General features: G+C 67.2%; 13 protein-coding genes. 3 read left to right on the top strand and 10 right to left on the bottom strand.

All coding sequences use genetic code 11. From position 1 onward, the window contains the following. Positions 1-7 precede the first annotated feature (7 nt). From J8I26_RS03520 to J8I26_RS03495, 6 genes are all read right to left on the bottom strand, one after another. Positions 8-1,978: a MacB family efflux pump subunit gene (locus J8I26_RS03520; RefSeq protein WP_209604079.1), complete on the bottom strand. Its 1,971-nt coding sequence runs from the start codon at positions 1,976-1,978 to the stop codon at positions 8-10. Then, positions 1,975-3,123, bottom strand: coding sequence for an efflux RND transporter periplasmic adaptor subunit (locus tag J8I26_RS03515; protein ID WP_209604077.1), 1,149 nt, complete (start codon positions 3,121-3,123; stop codon positions 1,975-1,977). Before J8I26_RS03515 ends, J8I26_RS03520 begins: the two co-directional genes overlap by 4 nt. 90 nt (positions 3,124-3,213) lie before the next feature. Beyond that, on the bottom strand, positions 3,214-3,978 hold the full coding sequence (locus tag J8I26_RS03510; protein WP_348635272.1) for a hypothetical protein: 765 nt from the start codon (positions 3,976-3,978) through the stop codon (positions 3,214-3,216). 216 nt (positions 3,979-4,194) lie between these two features. Then, complete coding sequence (locus J8I26_RS03505) at positions 4,195-6,651, bottom strand: TonB-dependent receptor (protein ID WP_209604075.1); 2,457 nt, start codon at positions 6,649-6,651, stop codon at positions 4,195-4,197. 91 nt (positions 6,652-6,742) lie between these two features. Continuing rightward, positions 6,743-7,771: a FecR domain-containing protein gene (locus tag J8I26_RS03500; RefSeq protein WP_209604073.1), complete on the bottom strand. Its 1,029-nt coding sequence runs from the start codon at positions 7,769-7,771 to the stop codon at positions 6,743-6,745. Positions 7,772-7,786: 15 nt separating this feature from the next. Then, on the bottom strand, positions 7,787-8,329 hold the full coding sequence (locus J8I26_RS03495) for a sigma-70 family RNA polymerase sigma factor (RefSeq protein ID WP_245200031.1): 543 nt from the start codon (positions 8,327-8,329) through the stop codon (positions 7,787-7,789). A 195-nt stretch (positions 8,330-8,524) separates the two neighbouring features. On the opposite strand from J8I26_RS03495, the gene J8I26_RS03490 reads away from it, so the two are divergent. Together J8I26_RS03490 and J8I26_RS03485 are read left to right on the top strand one after the other, a co-directional pair. Then, on the top strand, positions 8,525-9,100 hold the full coding sequence (locus tag J8I26_RS03490) for a TetR/AcrR family transcriptional regulator (protein ID WP_209604070.1): 576 nt from the start codon (positions 8,525-8,527) through the stop codon (positions 9,098-9,100). Positions 9,101-9,251: 151 nt separating this feature from the next. Then, positions 9,252-10,484 (top strand): MFS transporter, encoded by a 1,233-nt coding sequence (locus tag J8I26_RS03485; protein ID WP_209604068.1) that lies wholly within the window; start codon positions 9,252-9,254, stop codon positions 10,482-10,484. Positions 10,485-10,492: 8 nt separating this feature from the next. Here the strand turns inward: J8I26_RS03485 and J8I26_RS03480 are convergent, their stop codons facing one another. From J8I26_RS03480 to J8I26_RS03465, 4 genes are all read right to left on the bottom strand, one after another. Further along, the gene (locus tag J8I26_RS03480) at positions 10,493-11,398 is read right to left on the bottom strand and encodes a DUF72 domain-containing protein (protein ID WP_209604066.1); all 906 of its coding nucleotides are present in this window, start codon (positions 11,396-11,398) and stop codon (positions 10,493-10,495) included. Between the two features lie 73 nt (positions 11,399-11,471). Continuing rightward, entirely contained in the window at positions 11,472-13,826 is a 2,355-nt protein-coding gene (locus J8I26_RS03475) for a TonB-dependent siderophore receptor (protein ID WP_209604064.1), read from the bottom strand. Positions 13,827-13,982: 156 nt separating this feature from the next. Then, the gene (locus J8I26_RS03470) at positions 13,983-15,041 is read right to left on the bottom strand and encodes a FecR domain-containing protein (protein WP_209604062.1); all 1,059 of its coding nucleotides are present in this window, start codon (positions 15,039-15,041) and stop codon (positions 13,983-13,985) included. 18 nt (positions 15,042-15,059) lie between these two features. Next, positions 15,060-15,596, bottom strand: coding sequence for a sigma-70 family RNA polymerase sigma factor (locus J8I26_RS03465; protein ID WP_209604060.1), 537 nt, complete (start codon positions 15,594-15,596; stop codon positions 15,060-15,062). 266 nt (positions 15,597-15,862) lie between these two features. Between J8I26_RS03465 and J8I26_RS03460 the strand changes: the two genes are divergently transcribed. After that, complete coding sequence (locus tag J8I26_RS03460; RefSeq protein ID WP_209604058.1) at positions 15,863-16,609, top strand: SDR family oxidoreductase; 747 nt, start codon at positions 15,863-15,865, stop codon at positions 16,607-16,609. The last annotated feature ends 27 nt before the right edge of the window (positions 16,610-16,636 follow it).

Raw genomic sequence — 16,636 nt, 5'->3', positions numbered from 1 at the left:
GCCGGCCTCACTCAGCGGTCAGCGCGGCCACCGGATCCAGCCGGGCCGCCTTTTTTGCCGGCATGTAGCCAAACAGCAGGCCGGTGGCGACCGAACAACCGAAGGCGGTGAGGATGGACGTGAGGGAGAAAATCAGCGGCACGCCGGCCACGATCAGCGCCACGCCGATCAGCAAGCCGGCGGCCACGCCGGCGCTGCCGCCGACAAGCGTGACCAGCACCGCCTCGGTCAGGAACTGGCGCAGGATGTCGCGCTGGCGTGCGCCGGTGGCCAGGCGGATGCCGATCTCCCGGGTGCGCTCGCGCACCGTCATCAGCATCACGTTCATCACGCCGATGCCGCCCACCAGCAGCGACACTGCCGCCACCAGCGACAGCATCAGCGTCATGGTGTCGCGCGTCTTGGCTTCGGCCGCGATGGAGGCGGCGGCGTTGCCGATGGCGAAATCGCGGATGCGATGGCGCTCCAGCAGCAGCTCTTCCACCCGGGCTTGCGTATCGAGGATCTTGCCGACGTCGGCCACCGCCATCACGGTGTAAGTCGGCTCGCGCTGGCCAAACACTTTTACCCCGGCCGTGGAGAACGGCATGATCAGGATGTTGTCCTCGTCGCGGTCGCCGGTCAGCGCCCCCTTCTGGCTCATCACGCCGACCACCTGGAACGGCACATTACCGATCAGGATGTATTGCCCCACCGGGTCGTCCACGCCCGGCATCAGTTCGCGCGCCAGCTTGTGTCCCAGCACCGCCACCGCGGCCAGCTCGCGCTCGTCCTCGGCCGAGAAGAAGGCGCCGCGCGCCAGCGGCCAGGTCTGGATCGCCGGCAGGCCGGCGCCGGTGCCGCGCACGTAGGTCTGGATGTCCTGGTTGCCATAACGCACCACCTTGTTGCCGGTGACGTTGGGCAGCACATGGATGATGTTGGGCACCTCGGCCACCGCCTCCAGGTCTTGCAGCGTGATGCTGCGCCCGGGAATGCGCGAGCTCTCGCCGATGGACGACATGTACATCAGGTTGGAGCCGAAGCGCCCCAGCTGCTCCACCACCTGCTGGCGCGTGCCCAGGCCCACGGCCATCATCACGATCACCGAGGCCACGCCGATGACGATGCCCAGCAGCGTGAGACCGGTGCGAAAACGGTTGATCCACATCACCCGCCAGGCGGCGCGCCCGGCCTCGCGCAGTTCGGCCAGTAGCAGGCGCGGCGGATCGGCGGTGTCCATCGGCTGATGCGCCGGATCCGGCATGTCGCCGCCGGCGTCGACGGCGACCTTGCCGCTGTCGGCCACCACCATGCCGTCGCGCACCTCGATCACGCGCCGCGCCTGCGCCGCCACCTCGCGATCGTGGGTGATCAGGATAATGGTGTGGCCGGCATCGGCCAGCTCGTTGAACAGCTTCATGACCTCGGCGCCGCTGCTGCTGTCGAGCGCGCCGGTGGGTTCGTCGGCCAGGATGATGCGCCCGCCGTTCATCAGCGCGCGGGCGATCGAGACGCGCTGCTGCTGCCCCCCGGACAGCTGATGGGGCCGGTTCTCCAGCCGCTCGCCCAGTCCCAGCCGGGTCAGCAGCGCGCTGGCGCGTTGCTGCCGCTCGCGCTCACCCAGGCCGGCATAGATAGCCGGCACCTCGACGTTCTCGCGCGCCGACTCGGTGGGGATCAGGTGGTAGCCCTGGAACACGAAGCCGAAGGCCTCGCGCCGCAACCAGGCCAGGCGGTCGGCGTCGAAGGCGGAAACATCGCTGCCGTTGAAGCGATAAGCGCCTGCGCTGGGCCGGTCCAGGCAGCCCAGGATATTCATCAGCGTGGATTTGCCGGAGCCGGACGCGCCGACGATGGCAACGAACTCGCCCCGGCGAATCTGCAGGCTCACGCCGCGCAGCACCTCCACCGACGGCGCGCCGTCGTGGCCGCCATAGGACTTGCGGATGTCGCGCAGCTCGATCAACGGCGCGGCCTGCGCAGGCTGTGAGCTCACAGCTGGAATCTCTTGAGCGCGCCTTCATGGCGCTGCTCGCCGGTGACGATGCGCTCGCCCTCGGCCAGGCCTTCCAGCACTTCGGCGCTGACGCGGTTGCGCACGCCGGCGCGCACGCGGCGCTCCTGGATGCGTCCGTCGGCGTCCAATACGCGCGCGGTGTAAGCGCCGGGCGCGGCCAGCTCGGACTTGATCGGCTTCAATGCCGCCAGCGGCGCCACCACCACGTCGCGCGCGGCGGCGGAGACGAAGCTGACCTGCGCGGTCATCTGCGGCATCAGCTCGCCGTCGGCATTGTCTACGTCAAACAGCGCGGTATAGACGATCACCTTGCTGGTCGACGGCGCCAGTGCGGTGTCGGCGCTCTTGCCCTCCGGGCTGGGCGGCGCCGGCAACACCTGGCGCACCTCGCCGTGCCAGCGACGGCGGTCCGCGCCCAGCGTGGTGAAGTACACCGGCATGCCGGCGCGCACCTTGCGCACCTCGGCTTCGGAGACCTCGGTCCATACCGTCATGCGGCCGAGATCGGCGATGCGCATGATGTTGGGCGTCTGGTAGGTGGCGTTGAGCGTCTGGCCTTCGCGCGCATCGACCGACACGATCGTGCCGTCCATGGTCGCGTAGATGTTGGTATAGCCCAGCCGCACCTCGTCGGCCTGCAAGGTGGCCGAGGTCTGGGTGATTTGCGCCTTCAGGTGTTCGACGCGGGCGGCCGCCTGCGTCAGGTTGGATTCGGCGATGTCGACGTCTTCGCTGCGGGTGGCGCCGCCGGCGTCAAGCTGGCGTTGCCGCTGCACCTGCTGCCCGGCCAGCATATGCTGGGCCTGTTGTTCGGCCAGCTGTGCGCGCAGGCCGGTCAGCGAGGCGCGGCCAGCGTCCACGGTGGCTTTCTGCACACTGGGGTCGATCTCCGCCAGCAGCTGGCCCTTCTTCACCGCGTCGCCGGCCTGCACGTGCAGGCGCAGGATCTGCCCCGACACCTGGGCGCCGACATCGACATAGCGGCGCGGCTGCAGCTTGCCGACCGCCGAGACGCTGGACTCGATATCGCCGCGACCGATCACCGCCGATTCATACGTCACCGAGGATCGCCCCAGCCACCAGATCGCCAGCGCGGCGATCACCAGCACGGCCATTGCGACCATCGTCCTGCGCCTCACACTTCCCCCCTTCACTCCCCCTCCTTCGAACTATCATCCGGCCGTCATCGGCCTCGTTGGCCTGATTGGCAACTATCAGCGCGCGACCTCGAAACTCAAGGTCGCCACATGGCGCACGTCGGTATATTCCTTGCCGTCGATGGTGACCGAGCCGTTCACCTTGGCCGTCACCTCCAGCACGTACAAGCCGGGGAACGGCGTGCCCAGCGTCACAGTGCCGTCCTTGCCCGGCGCCAGCACGCGGCGCCAGCCTTCGGAAGTCTCGACGTTGACTTGCGATGCGGCCACCGCATTGCCTTTCCACATCAAGCGGAAGGTATTGCCGCCCGGTTCGGTGGGCACCAGCTCCAGGTCGTTGACGGCCTTGGTCTCGCTGCGGCCGTAGCGCGCCTGGTAGAACACCACGGTGTTCTTGCCGGTGACTTCGCGCGCGGAAAAGCGCAGGTCGCCGGCGGCCGGCGCGCGATCGATCTGCAGGTGGTCGCCGGCGGTGGTCAGCGGCAGGCTGGCCGAGGCATCGGCCGCATCCGCCGGGAACGCCTTGGGCATTTCGATCTGGGGCATGGCGACGTCGCGCTTGGCCAGCTCCCCCGAATAGACCCGGAAGCGGTTGCCGGAAGCCTCGCCGGCGCCGTCCTTCTCCAGCCACAGGTAGTTGGCGTAGGCCGGGTTGGCCAGCGCCAGCGAGGCGGTCAGCGCGACGGCCGACATCAGCTGCTTGCGGCCGCTGGCGAAACAGTTGGATACGGTGGCGGGCAAGGCCGCGGTTTTCTTGTTGATGATGGTCATGATGTTTGCGATGAATACGATGGACTGGCAGGGGCGCTGGGGCCGGGTCATGTGCGCTGCGCGGCGGCAGGATGCAGATGGCCGGCCCGCTCACAAATAATAATAATTCTCATTTGTGATGATACCCGGTTGCACCAGAAAGCTCCATTGATATTCACTTCAAAACGTAACTTTTCCTGCGGCCGATCAAGTCATGGCGAGGTTCGGCCAAGCGGATAAAAAAGGCCGGAATCCGACGTCAGGCGAACCCCGGCCACCCCTCCGCTCTCAGAACTCCACGCGCGCGTTCAGGCTGAGCGTGCGTGGCGCCCCTGCGAAAATGTAATTGGTGCCGTTGTAGACCCAATAGCGGTTGTCGGTCAGGTTCTGGATCTGTGCATTGAAGGTGACGTCCTTGCCGCCGAGACGAGTGCGATACAAGGCGCCCGCGTCGAACACGTAGTAGGACGGCAGCTCCAGCCCGGTGGTGGTGTTGAGCGTGGAGCGGCCGACATAGCGACCGCCGGCATTGAGCGTCAGCCCGGTCAGCTGCGGTACGCGATAGCGCACCGCGGCGGTGGCCTGGAAGTGCGGCGCGCCGGTCACCGACTTGCCCTCCATGGCGGCAGTGGTCTGCTTGTATTTCGCGTCCAGCCACATCAGGCCGCCCGACAGCGACAGCGCCGGCGTGAAGTCATAACGCCCGGCCAGATCCAGGCCCTGGTAGCGCGTCTCGCCGTCCTGCACGTAGTAGTTGCTGGTGTTGACGTATTCCGCGGTGCGCTGGATGCGGAACAAGGCGGCGCTGGTCATCCAGCGTTCGCGCTCGGCCTTGACGCCGACTTCGGCCTGCTTGCTCTTGATCGGCCCCATCACTTCCTGATAGTTGGCGGTGCGCCCGCCGCTGCTGTTGAATCCGGCCGTGCCGCCGCGCTCCAGCGCCTCGACATAGCTGCCGTAGACGGTGGAGTCTTCGGTCGGTTTGTACATCAGCGCGATGGTCGGCGTGACCGGATTGCGCTTGTAGGTGCTGGTGGTGGCGCCGCTGGTGTTGTAGCCGTACTGGCTGAAGCGCGTGTAGCGCAGGCCGGCGATGAGCGACCACTTGTCGCCCAGGCTCAGCGTATCGCTGGCGAACAGCGCGTCCTGCATGATTTCGGACGAGCGGTATTGGGTGTGCGTGCTGTTGTTGACGCCGCCGGTGCTGAGCGTCGTGTCGCGGTAGATGTTGCCCGCGCCCATGGCGGTGGTTATCGCGCCGCGATCGCTCAGCGAGGCGTACTCCTGGCGGCTCGCGCCGAACACCAGCTGGTGGCCGATGGCTCCGGTCTGCAGCTTGCCTTCCACCATGGCTTGCAGCTGCTGGAACTCGAAGCTGTAGATGCCGGCCGACTGCGACGCGGTGGTGTCGCCGGCGGCGTTGACGATGTTGATCGTGCTGTAGACGTAGTCCACGTCTTCACGCGCGTAGCGGTAGTCGAAGCGGGTCTTCCAGTCCTGGTTCAGGCGCCATTGCAGGCCGGTGCTGACCATGATGTTTTCATTGTTGTAGTAACTGCCGTCCGGCTGCTGACGCGTGCCTGGATTGATGGTGTTCGGGATGCTCAGCCCGGAACCCAGCGACAGGCCCCAGAAGGCGTTGCCGATCGACTTGCGCTTGGCGTACAGGGTGTCGAAGGTCCAGGTGAGGTCGTTGGTCAGCTTCAGGTCCAGCGCCAGCGACGCGGCGTCGCGCTTCAGCTCGCCGCCGGTGAAGTAGGTGCCGCCCTGCTCGTGCACCAGGTTGACCCGGTAACCCAGGCGCTGGTCGTCGCCCGCGCGCCCGCCGACGTCGATATGCTCGGAGAACAGCGAACCGCTCTTGTAGCCGACGTCGACCGAAAACTGCTTCTCCTCCGTGGGACGCTTGAGCACGTAGTTCATGATGCCGCCCGGCGAACCGAAACCGTACATGAAGCCGGACAAGCCCTTGAGCAGCTCAACGCGCTCAAACATCTCCATGGGCAGCAGATCGTTGCCCCAGCCCGGGATGGCCAGGCCGTCCATCTTGAAGCCGTTGGTAGCGTCGATGCCCAGGCCGCGCACCAGCACCGATGAGCCGCGACCGTATTCGCCGCTGGCCGAGGTCACCGAGGGATCAAAGCGAAAGGCCTGCTCGATGGTGGTGACCTGGCGATCCTGGATATCGTCCTTCTCCACCACGCTGATCGAGAACGGCGTGTTCAGCACCGAGCGCGCGCCGAGTGCGCCGCTGGTGGCGGCGCGTTTCAGGCCGCTGTCCTTTTCGGACGCGGCGACCACCGTCACCGCCGGCAATGCGGCGCCGTCGGCGGCGCTGCGCTGGCGGATCACCACGCCGCCGTCGGCGCGCCGCTCGGCTTCCAGGCCGCTGCCCGAGAGCAGCAGCTCCAGCGCGCGCTCATGGTTGTAGCTGCCGCTCAGGCCGGCGCTTTGCTTGCCGCGCGTCAGTTCCGGATCGACCACCAGCAGCACGCGGGCGCGGGCCGCATACAGGTTCAGGGCCTGGTCCAGCGGGCCGGACGGAATGCTGAAGCTGGTCACCTGCGCCGCAGCTGCTGGATTTGCAGCCGATTCGGCCGCATGCGTGTGCGACGCCATGGTCGCCGCCGCCAGCGCCAGGCTGCCGGCCAGCAGCACATGCGAGGTGGTGGACCAGGCGCGGATCGGGCGCAGCAGGCAGCGAGCGGCGGGAACGTGGCCGGTGCGGGCGGTGGAATGACGCATTGTTGTTTCTATCCTCGTTGGCGTATTGAAATGGGTGGGAGATGTTGTTTTCATCTCCTTCATTTCCTTTACGAACGAGAATCGAAAAGTGCTACGGCTGCGTCGATTTTTTTTCGGGCGCCGCCGCCAGGTTCACCCAGTAGCGGGTATGGCGCTCGACGCGAATGGGGAAAGCGCGCTCCAGCGCGCCGAGGATGCGTTCGCTGTCGTCCAGCGGAAACACGCCGGTGATGCGGATTGCTGCGGCGCGCTCATCCACGCTGAGCACGCCGGGCCGATAGCGCGCCAGCTCGGCCACCAGCTCGCCCAGCGGGCGGTCGCGCACCACCAGCATGCCCTGCGCCCACGCCTGGCCGTTGGGATCCAGCGCCTCGACCTGCGCCACGCCGGCGCCGTCGAACAGCGCCTGCTTGCCGGCCGGCAGCACGAAGCCTTCGTCGACACCGTCCTGCGGACAGATACGCACCGCGCCCTCCATCACCTCCACCCGGGTCAGGCCGCCGCGGCCGAACCAGCCCGGCGGGCGCGCCTGGCGCACCACGAAGCGCGTACCCAGCGCACGCACCCGGCCTTGCGCGGTGTCGACCACGAAGGGCTGCTCGCGCCATGCATCGGCATGCGCGGTCTCGATCATCACCGCGCCGCGCTTGAGGACGACGCGGCGACGCCGGTCGTCGAAGCGGATGTCCAGCGCAGTGTCGGTATCCATCACGACGCGGCTGCCGTCGGGCAGCGTCAGCTCGCGCTGCTCGCCGACGGCGGTGCGCTGATCCGCCATCAGCACGCCCCATTCGCCGCGCCGGTCGTAACACAGCGCCCCGATGGCGGCCACGCCCAACAGGCCCAGCACATGGCGGCGCGAGATGCGCGCCGACTTCCTGGCAGCATGGCGCAAGGCTTGCCCGGCAGCTTGCGCGGGGATGCCCTGCAACGCCGACTGAAAGCCGCTGACCACCTCCCAATATTGGCGATGGCCGGCGTCGGCCTGCAGCCAATGCGCGAAGTCCTCCCGCTCCTGCCGCGTCACCTCGCCGGAAGACAGCACCACGAACCAGTTCAGCGCCTGGTCCAGCGCATCGCCGGCGATGGGGGAAGTGGGATCGATGGTCGCAGCGGACATGGCGGCAGCCTCGGCTCAGGTGGCCGATGGAATGACTGCCCCGCTGTCCTGCATGGCATGGAAGCAGGCGCGCGTGGCGCTCAGCATGTGCTTGCGCACAGTGGCCACGGCGATGCCCAGGGTCTCGGCGATGGCGCTGTAAGTCAGGCCGTCGAACTGCGACATGAAGAACGCCTCCCTCACCTTCTCCGGCAAGCCGTCCAGCGCGCGGTCGATGGCCCCCAGCGTCTGCAGCACGATCAGGGTGTCTTCATGCGACGGCGCCACCGCCTCGGGCAACGTAGCCAGCGCCTCCAGGTAGGCCGCCTCCAGCTTGCGGCGGCGGTACAGGTCGACCACCAGGTTCTTGGCAATCTGGACCAGATACGGGCGCGCCTCTTCCGGCGCCGGCATGGTGCGCCCGGTGGCCACGCGCAGGTAGGTGTCCTGTGCCAGGTCGGCCGCATCGCCAAGATTGCCCAGCTTGCGCTGCAACCATTGCACCAACCAACCGTGGTGGCCGCGGTACATCAGATGCAGCGGGTCGTTCTGACTGGCCTGGAGGGCATGCGCATTCATGGGACGGGTATCGACATTCTTTCAAATGAGAATCGTTATTATATGAGTTTGAATCGTATTTGTCAGAATCCTTACTTTTGGCGGGACAGGCGGCCGAGGTCGTTTCCCCGTGACAACGTCCAAAAAACGTCCAAAACGGGCAACTCAAACATCTCGCCCTTGAATTTTAAGACGACTGGTCATATCATCCACTACATGAGCAAACCCAACACCCGCGACCAGATTTTCGATGCCGCCCTGAAGCTATTGTCGGAGCGCAGCTTCAACGCCTGCAGCGTGCAGGACATCACCACCGCGGCCGGCGTGCCCAAGGGCTCGTTCTACAACCATTTTGAAAGCAAGGAAGCGCTGGCGGCCGAGATCGTCACCCACTACGGGGTGTTGGGCAAATGGCGCGAGATGCTGCTGGACGACACCATCGCGCCGCTGGAGCGGCTGCGCCGCTACTTCACCATCGTCAACGGCAAGATGGCCGAGAGCGGCTACCAGCACGGCTGCATGGTCGGCAACATGAGCGCCGAGCTGGCCGAGCAAAGCCCGGTGATCCGCGCCCAGCTGGGCGAAGTCTACGAGCGCTGGACCGACAAGCTGGAATACGCCGTGGCCGCGGGGCAGAAGGAAGGCTCCATTCCCGACAAGACCGACGCCCGCATCCTGGCCAGTTTCCTGCTCAATGCCTGGGAAGGCACCATCCTGCGGGTGCGCGTGGAGCGCAGCAGCGTACCGTTCGAACAATTCATGGATCTGGCCTTCAACAAGATCCTGGCCTGAACCTGTCACATCCGGCGTGAGCCCTGTGCCACAGGGCCGCGCCATTGCGTCGCAAGAACCGTGCAGCAAGCCGCCTGATACCAGGCGGCCTTTTTTTACACCATTTTAAGACGACCGGTCATATTAAACATCCCAGGACAAGGATTTCGCCATGAACACCGCAACCACTTCCGCGCCAACCCCGCCGGCTGCCGCCTCCACCGGCGTCGCCCCGCTCTACTGGATGGCGCTCGGCACCTTTGCCATCGGCACCGAGGGCTTCATGATCGCCGGCATGCTGCCCACGGTGGCGCATGACCTGCATGTGAGCCCGGCCATCGCCGGCCAGCTGGTGGTGGCCTTCACCGCCGCCTACGCGATCAGCTCGCCCATCCTGACCGCGCTGACCGGCGCAATCAATCGTCGTTTGCTGCTGATCGCCACCATGGTGCTGTTTGCGCTTGCCAACCTGCTGGCGTGGCAAGCGCCCGGCTACGAAGCGCTGCTGTTGGCGCGCATCGTGCTGGCCATGGCGGCCGGCCTGTATGTGCCCAATGCGATGGCGCTGGCAGGCGCCCTGGTCGCGCCCGACAAGCGCGGCGGCGCGCTGGCCATCGTCAGCGGCGGGCTGACCGTGGCGGTGGCGCTGGGTGCGCCGCTGGGCGTGTTGATCGCCGACCGGCTGGACTGGCGCATGACCTTCGCCGGCGTCGCCATCCTGTCGGCATTGGCCGCGCTAGGCCTGGTGCGCGGCCTGCCGCGCGGCATCGGCGACCACCTGCCGGTGGCCAGCCTGAGCGAACGCATCAACGCCGCGCGCAACGGCCGCGTGCTGCACGGCCTGCTGACCACGCTGCTCTGGGCCACCGGCGCCTACACCATGTACACCTACTTCGCGATCTACCTCAACGAAGTGGCCGGCGTGCACGGCGCGCATGTGGGTTACGGCTTGCTGCTGTGGGGCGTGTCGGCCGCAGTCGGCGTGATGGCCGGCGGCAAGTTGTCGGATCGGCTGGGCTTCGCCCGCGTCTCGGGCCCGGCGCTGATGTTCATGATGGCCTCGTTCCTGGCGCTGGCCGCCATCGCCTACACGCTCTCACCGGCGCATGCGCTGCTGCCGGTGTACCTGGCGATGATCGTCTGGGGCATCTCGGCCTGGGCCTTCCATCCGGCGCAGCAGGCGCGCCTGATGAACATCGCGGGCGTCAAGCTGGCCTCGATCGTGCTCTCGCTCAACGCCTCCTTCATGTACCTGGGATTCTCGCTGGGCGCGGCCATGGGCGCGCTGACGGTGGCCACCGGTTCGGTGCGCGAGGTGGGCCTGGTGGCCGCCGCCTTCGTCGCCGCATCGCTGCTGTTGCTGCGCGGCGCGATCCGTCGCGAGGCCGCCCCGGCCGCGGCCTGAACGATGAGCTATTCCGGCAGTTTGCCCGGCTCCAGCAAGTCGAACTTCAAGCCCAGCCGTTCGATCAGCCTGCGGGCGTCGAACGGCGCCCGCACCTTGATGTCGTTGTCGAAGTAGCAGTAGATGTCGCGCCCGGCGCGTTTGGCGGGCGCGGTCTCCGAGATGCGCGGCCCGTCCTCCGGCTGGCCGCCGGCTGCCCAGGCCTCGATCCTGGCGGCCCAGGCGTCGATGGCCTCGTCGCTGTAGCCGCTCTCATAGAGTCGCTTGTCGCCGTGCAGGCGCAGATACATGAAGTCGGCCGTCACGTCTTCCTGATACGGCCACTTCTTCGGCGCGTCAGCCACCACCAGCGCCACCTTGTATTTGCGCAGCAGCCTGACGAAGGTCTCGTCGACAAAGCTGGCATGGCGGATCTCCATCGCATGGCGCAGCTTGCGCTTCTTGTCGATCTCCAGCTGCACGCGCCCCTTCATGCGCGGCTCGTGCCGTTCGGCCAGCGCTTGCGCCGCTTCGGTGTCATGCGGCAGCAGCGCCAGGAAATGCTCCAGCGCCTCGGGCTCATAGGTAAAGCTCGGCGGGAATTGCCACAGGAAAGGGCCGAGCTTCTCCCGGAGGTTGAACACGCCCGAGGCGAACACATTGGCCAGCGCGCCGTCGATCTCGTTCAGGCGCAGCGTATGCGTGATGTAGCGGTTGCCCTTGTGACTGAAGATAAAACCCGCAGGCGTCGCCTCATACCAGTTGGCGTAGCTCTCCGGCCGCTGCAGCGCGTAGAAGGAACCGTTGAGCTCGATGCTGGGCAAGGCGCGCGAGGCATACCAGAGCTCGTCGTCCTGGCGCAGCCCCTTGGGATAGAAGCCGCCGCGCCAGGGTTCGTAGCGCCAGCCTGAAATGCCGATCCAGATCTTGCCCATGCCGCTCTCCTCGATGCCGTCGGAACCGGTGTGACCGGCAGCGGGCGCATTAGTGCCGGCCGCCCGCCATCGTTCAGAAACCGTAACGCGCCGTCAGCAGCACGCTGCGCTCGGCCCCGCGGTACCAGCTGCCGTAGCCGTGGCCGGCGTAGTAGCGGCGGTCGAACAGATTGCTGGCGTTGAGCGCGAACTTCCATGGCCCTGTTTCATAACGAATGGCGGCGTCGACCAGGGTGTAGCTCGGCTGCGAGCCGGTGTTGGCCGCATCGTCCCAATTCTTGCCGACATGACGCGCGCCGCCGCCCAGCGACAGGCCCGGCAGCCAGGCATCGGCCGCGTAGTCGAACCACAAGGCGGCGCTGCGCTGGGGCGTGAGCATCGGCGTCTTGCCGATCTCGGAGGGGTCGGCGCTGTCCTGCACCTTGATGTCCAGCGCGGTGAAACTGGCGATCATCCTGAGCCGGCGCGTCAGCGCGGCCTTGGCCTCCAGCTCCAGGCCGCGCGAGCGCACGCGGCCGATCTGGCGCGCCTCGAAGGTATCCGGGTCGTAGCTGACCACGGCGGTCTTGATCAGGTCGAACAGCGCCGCCGAAAAACTGACCGAACCGTCGGCCGGCATGTACTTGATGCCGACCTCGTCCTGCCGCGCGCGGCTGGGCGTAAAGGCGCGCCCGGCCACATCCGCGCCGACGTTGGGCAGGAAGGATTCCGAATGGCTGATATAGGGCGACCAGCCTCCGCCCAGCAGATAGTTGATGCCGATGCGGCCGCTGAAGGCTTCGTCCTGCTGCGTACTGCGGGTGACATTCAGGCGGTCGTCGTTGTCGGACTTGACCTTGTCATAGCGCCCGCCCAGCGTCAGCCGCCAGGCCTCGCCGAACGCCATCTGGTCCTGCGCGTAGACGCCCAGCTGAGTGGTGGTCAGGCGGATGTTGCCGGCCGGCGTCTGCGGCTCGGGGATCAGCACGCCATATACCGGGTTGTTCATGTCCAGGCTGGGCGCGGCGCCGGTATTGCGCCACCAGCTTGCGCGCGAATGGTTGTAGTCCACGCCGAACAACAGCCGGTGCCGGCTCGGCCCCAGTCCGACCTCGCCCGCGAGCGAGGTATCGACAGCCAGGTCGTTGACCGTTTCCCGGTCATGCCGCGCTTGGCGCAGCAGGGTCACGCCGTCGGTATCCAGCGAGGACTGGATGTGATGCTTGTCCATGCTGCGGTAGGCGTAGCGCGCCTTTTGCCGCAAGGTCCAGCCGCCGTCGAACCGGTGCTCGAGCTGGTAGCCGAAGGCGTCAGTGTCGGTCTTGATGCGGCTGTAGCTCGGGTCGCCCTCCTTCACCGAGGTCGGCAGGCCGTTGGCGCCGGTGATGAACTGCACGTCGTCGGAGGCATCGTCGCGCAGCGACTCGGCCTGTAGCACCAGCGACGTGCGCGGCGAAATCTGCCAGCGCAGCGAGGGCGCGAAGTATTGGCGCTTGCGGGTCATGCGCTCGCCGTTGGGGTAACGCTCCTGAGTGCCGGTATCCAGATCCAGCCCCACCACGCGCCACAGCAGCTTGCCGTCCTCGTCGAGCTTGCCGCCGACGTCAGCGGCCACCTGGCGACGATCGAAACTCCCCAGCTGCACATTGATCTCGCGCGGCGCATCGGCTGAAGGCAGCTTGCTGACGCGATTGACCACACCGCCGGCATCGCCCTTGCCGAACATCACCGACGACGGCCCGCGCAGCACCTCGATGCGCTCCAGCCCGTAGAGCTCGGTCTGCACGCCGAGGAAGGTCACGCCCACCGTCTGGATCAAGCCGTCGCGGTAGCTGCCGGTGTACCAGCTGTCGAAGCCGCGCAGCGCCACCCAGTCCGGCGCGCGCGAGTCGAAGCCATACGGATTCACCGTCACGCCCGGGGTCTGGGCCAGAATGTCGGTCAGCGTGGTGGCGCCCTTGTCCTCCACCTCCTGCGCCGTGATCACCGAGACGGACTGCGGCACTTCCAGCAGCGGCGTATCGGTCTTGGTGGCAGTGACGGCGCGGCGCGCGACGTAGCCGCCACCGCTGATCTCGCTTTGCGCATCAGCCGTTACCCGCACCTCAGGCAGCGGCGCATCGCCGCCGGCGGCGGGCGCGGCCTGCGGACGCAACACGTAGCCTGCCGGCGTGCGCGCCGCGGCATGGCCGCTGCCCTTGAGCAGGCCGCTGAAACCTTCTTCCACCGTATAACTGCCCTTCAGCCCCGGCGACTGCAAACCCTTCAGGCTGGCCGCATCCATCACGATGGCGACCTGCGCCTGCTGGGCGAAGCGGTTCAGCGCGTCGGCAAGCGGCCCGGCCGGAATATCGTAAGACGCCACCTGGCGCTCGACGCGCTGGCCCTGCGCTTGGGCCGCGGGCAAGACGGCGGCCCAGGCCAGCCAGCCCAGGCAGGCGACATGCACCGCCCGCGCGAGGGGGCGAGGCGGACGCGATGGGTACAAGGGATGTGAAGAAAGACGGGACGGGGGACGAGACATGGCAGCGGTTCCTTTGTTTGCTCTTGCCTGCTTGACGGATGACATCGCCAAACCGGAACCGTCTACCGCCTCTTCTTCGATTTATTTTTCAGATGCCCGGCTGCCAGGTCCATTGGCAGCATCAGGCGCATCGACCCACACCAGCCACGATGAGAAGCTGCGTATGCGCAGGGCCGGGAAATTGTTCTTCAGCAATTGCAGCGCGCGGTCGGTATCGTCCAGCGGCAGCACTGCCGAAACGCGGATGCCCGCGATCTGCGCCCGGTCATAGCGGATCGTGCCGGGCCGGTTGCGCGCCAGTTGGTCCAGCACCTCGGCCAGCGGCCGGTCACTGACCACCAGCTGACGGTAACGCCAGGCGTCGTCGATGCTGCGCCCGTCGACCGGCTCCACCGCGCCGACGCCGGCGGTGGTGATGCGTACGCGCTGGCCGGCCGCAACCACGATGCCGTCGGCATCCGCGTCGGCGGCGGCGCGCACCCGCACTTTAGACTCCAGCATCGACAACGTGGTTACCGCGTCGGCCTCCTGCACCACGAAGCGCGTGCCCAGCGCGCGGATGCTGCCCTGCGCAGTCTCGACCAGGAACGGGCGCGCGGCGTCCTTCGCCACTTCCACCAGAATCTCGCCGCGCAGCAGCTGCACCGCACGGCGTTTGGCGTCGTAGCGCAGATTGACGGCGCTGCCGCCCTGCAGGGTGATGCGGGTGCCGTCTTCCAGGGTGTGGGTCTGCCAGGCGCCGTCGGCGGTGCGCAGATCGGCCATCAGCAGCGTCGGCGGGTAGGCATGCAGCAGCGAATAGCCCGGCACGCCCACGGCCAGCGCCAGGCACAGCGCCGCGACGGTGCGCCGCACGCGGCTGCGCTTGGCGCGCGTAGTTTGCCGCGCCGACTCCAGCGCCAGGTGCGCGGCACGGCCGTCACCGTCGGTCGGCTTACGGATCTGGGCGAATTGTGCGAGGAAACGCTCCATCCCCGCCGCTGCGCTGGCATGGCGCGGATCTGCCGCCTTCCATTCGCCGAAGGCCTGCTCCGCCTGGCGGCGTTCGGCAGCGCTGCCGTGGCCCAGCCGCACCAGCCAATCGGCGGCTTGCCGTTCCAGCAGATCGGTATCGTTTGGCGTTGATGAGGAGGAGTTCATGGGCGCGAGCGGCAAGGATCAGAGCGAGGCTTCATCCAGCGCCGGGCAGGCGTGGCGGCAATGCAGCAGGGCCTTGACCAGGTACTTGTGCACCATGCGCACCGATACGCCCAGCACAGCAGCCACCTCGCCCTGCGCCTGCCCTTCAAGGTAATGCAGCAGGAAGGCCTCGCGCGGCTTGTCGGCCAGCCCCTCCAGCGCGGCGCCGATCTGCTGCAGCGCCTGCACCGCCAGCAAGGTCTCTTCCGGCGACGGATAGCCCGGCAGGCTGTCGGCCAGCAGCGCCAGTTCAGCCAGGTAGGCCTGCTCGATGGCGGCGTGGCGCGCCTGGTCGATCAGCAGGCGCTTGGCGGTGGTGGTCAGGAAGGCGCGCGGCTCGCGCATGCCCAGCAAGGCGTCGCGCGAGGCGATGATGCGCAGGAAGGTGTCATGCGCGACGTCGGCGGCATGATGCCCGCAGCCCAGCTTCTTGCGCAGCCAGCCATGCAGCCAGCCGTGATGGCTGCGATAAAGCGAACCCAGTTGCTGCTGCAAGACCGATTCTGCGCCGGACATGGCTGCTCCCTGCCGACGCCTGCAGGCGCCGCCCTTGTTGTCGCTGGTGGATGTTAATGCGAATTATTCCCAATTGTATGCCGGGAGCAGCCCTGCCGACAACCGCCGGCTTGCCGTACGCCGAAGCATGGGAAACGGGGGAAACCGAGGTATGGAGAAATAGGCGCAAATCGCGGAACCCCGTGCATGTTCGCCGGGGTCGTCGCTTCCTATCATGCCTGCATCGCCGCATCAGTCCGGTGCGGCCATGTCAAAGGAGCAATGCCATGAATCAGCAAATCGCAACCTCTTCCAAGGTCATCCTCGTCACCGGCGCCAGCAGCGGCATCGGCCTGGCCGCGGCACGCCTGCTGGCCGCGCGCGGCCACCAACTGATGATCGGCGCGCGCCGCACCGACCGCCTCGAACAGCTGGCCGCCGGGATCCGCGCCGCCGGCGGCACGGTCGAGCTGCGTGCGCTCGACGTCACCCGCATGGACGACGTGCAGGCCTTCGCCGACGCCGCCGCCGAACGCTTCGGCCGGGTCGACGTCATCGTCAACAACGCCGGGGTGATGCCGCTCTCGCCGGTGGCGGCGCTGAAGCTGGACGAGTGGAACCGCATGATCGACGTCAACATCCGCGGCGTGCTGCACGGCATCGCCGCCGTGCTGCCGCGCATGAATGCGCAAGGCGCCGGCCAGGTGATCAACGTGTCGTCCATCGGCGGCCTGGCGGTCTCGCCGACTGCCGCCATCTACTGCGCCACCAAGTTCGCGGTGCGCGCAATCTCCGACGGCCTGCGCCAGGAGAACGACAAGATCCGCGTGACCAGCATCTGCCCCGGCGTGGTCGAGTCCGAACTGGCCGATACCATCACCGACGAGTCCACCCAGGCGCTGATGCGCGAATACCGCCGCATTGCGCTGGACGGCGACGCCATCGCCCGCGCCATCGCTTACGCGGTAGAGCAGCCGGACGACGTCGACGTCAACGAGATCGTGGTGCGCCCGACCGCCACCGTGGGCCGCTAAGCGATCAGTTGTCCGGCAGCGGGCGGC

Origin of the sequence: Herbaspirillum sp. LeCh32-8, from assembly GCF_017814915.1 — a bacterium.
Lineage (GTDB): Bacteria > Pseudomonadota > Gammaproteobacteria > Burkholderiales > Burkholderiaceae_D > Herbaspirillum.
Note: the sequence above shows the minus strand (reverse complement) of the source record. Positions and strands in the feature narration are given on the sequence as shown.

Excerpts from the sequence above, each read along its gene's own strand:
- J8I26_RS03515 (WP_209604077.1), bottom strand. The coding sequence starts at position 3,123 with ATGGTCGCAATGGCCGTGCTGGTGATCGCCGCGCTGGCGATCTGGTGG.
- J8I26_RS03510 (WP_348635272.1), bottom strand. The coding sequence starts at position 3,978 with ATGACCCGGCCCCAGCGCCCCTGCCAGTCCATCGTATTCATCGCAAAC.
- J8I26_RS03505 (WP_209604075.1), bottom strand. The coding sequence starts at position 6,651 with ATGCGTCATTCCACCGCCCGCACCGGCCACGTTCCCGCCGCTCGCTGC.
- J8I26_RS03500 (WP_209604073.1), bottom strand. The coding sequence starts at position 7,771 with ATGTCCGCTGCGACCATCGATCCCACTTCCCCCATCGCCGGCGATGCG.
- J8I26_RS03495 (WP_245200031.1), bottom strand. The coding sequence starts at position 8,329 with ATGAATGCGCATGCCCTCCAGGCCAGTCAGAACGACCCGCTGCATCTG.
- J8I26_RS03490 (WP_209604070.1), top strand. The coding sequence starts at position 8,525 with ATGAGCAAACCCAACACCCGCGACCAGATTTTCGATGCCGCCCTGAAG.
- J8I26_RS03485 (WP_209604068.1), top strand. The coding sequence starts at position 9,252 with ATGAACACCGCAACCACTTCCGCGCCAACCCCGCCGGCTGCCGCCTCC.
- J8I26_RS03480 (WP_209604066.1), bottom strand. The coding sequence starts at position 11,398 with ATGGGCAAGATCTGGATCGGCATTTCAGGCTGGCGCTACGAACCCTGG.
- J8I26_RS03470 (WP_209604062.1), bottom strand. The coding sequence starts at position 15,041 with ATGAACTCCTCCTCATCAACGCCAAACGATACCGATCTGCTGGAACGG.
- J8I26_RS03465 (WP_209604060.1), bottom strand. The coding sequence starts at position 15,596 with ATGTCCGGCGCAGAATCGGTCTTGCAGCAGCAACTGGGTTCGCTTTAT.
- J8I26_RS03460 (WP_209604058.1), top strand. The coding sequence starts at position 15,863 with ATGAATCAGCAAATCGCAACCTCTTCCAAGGTCATCCTCGTCACCGGC.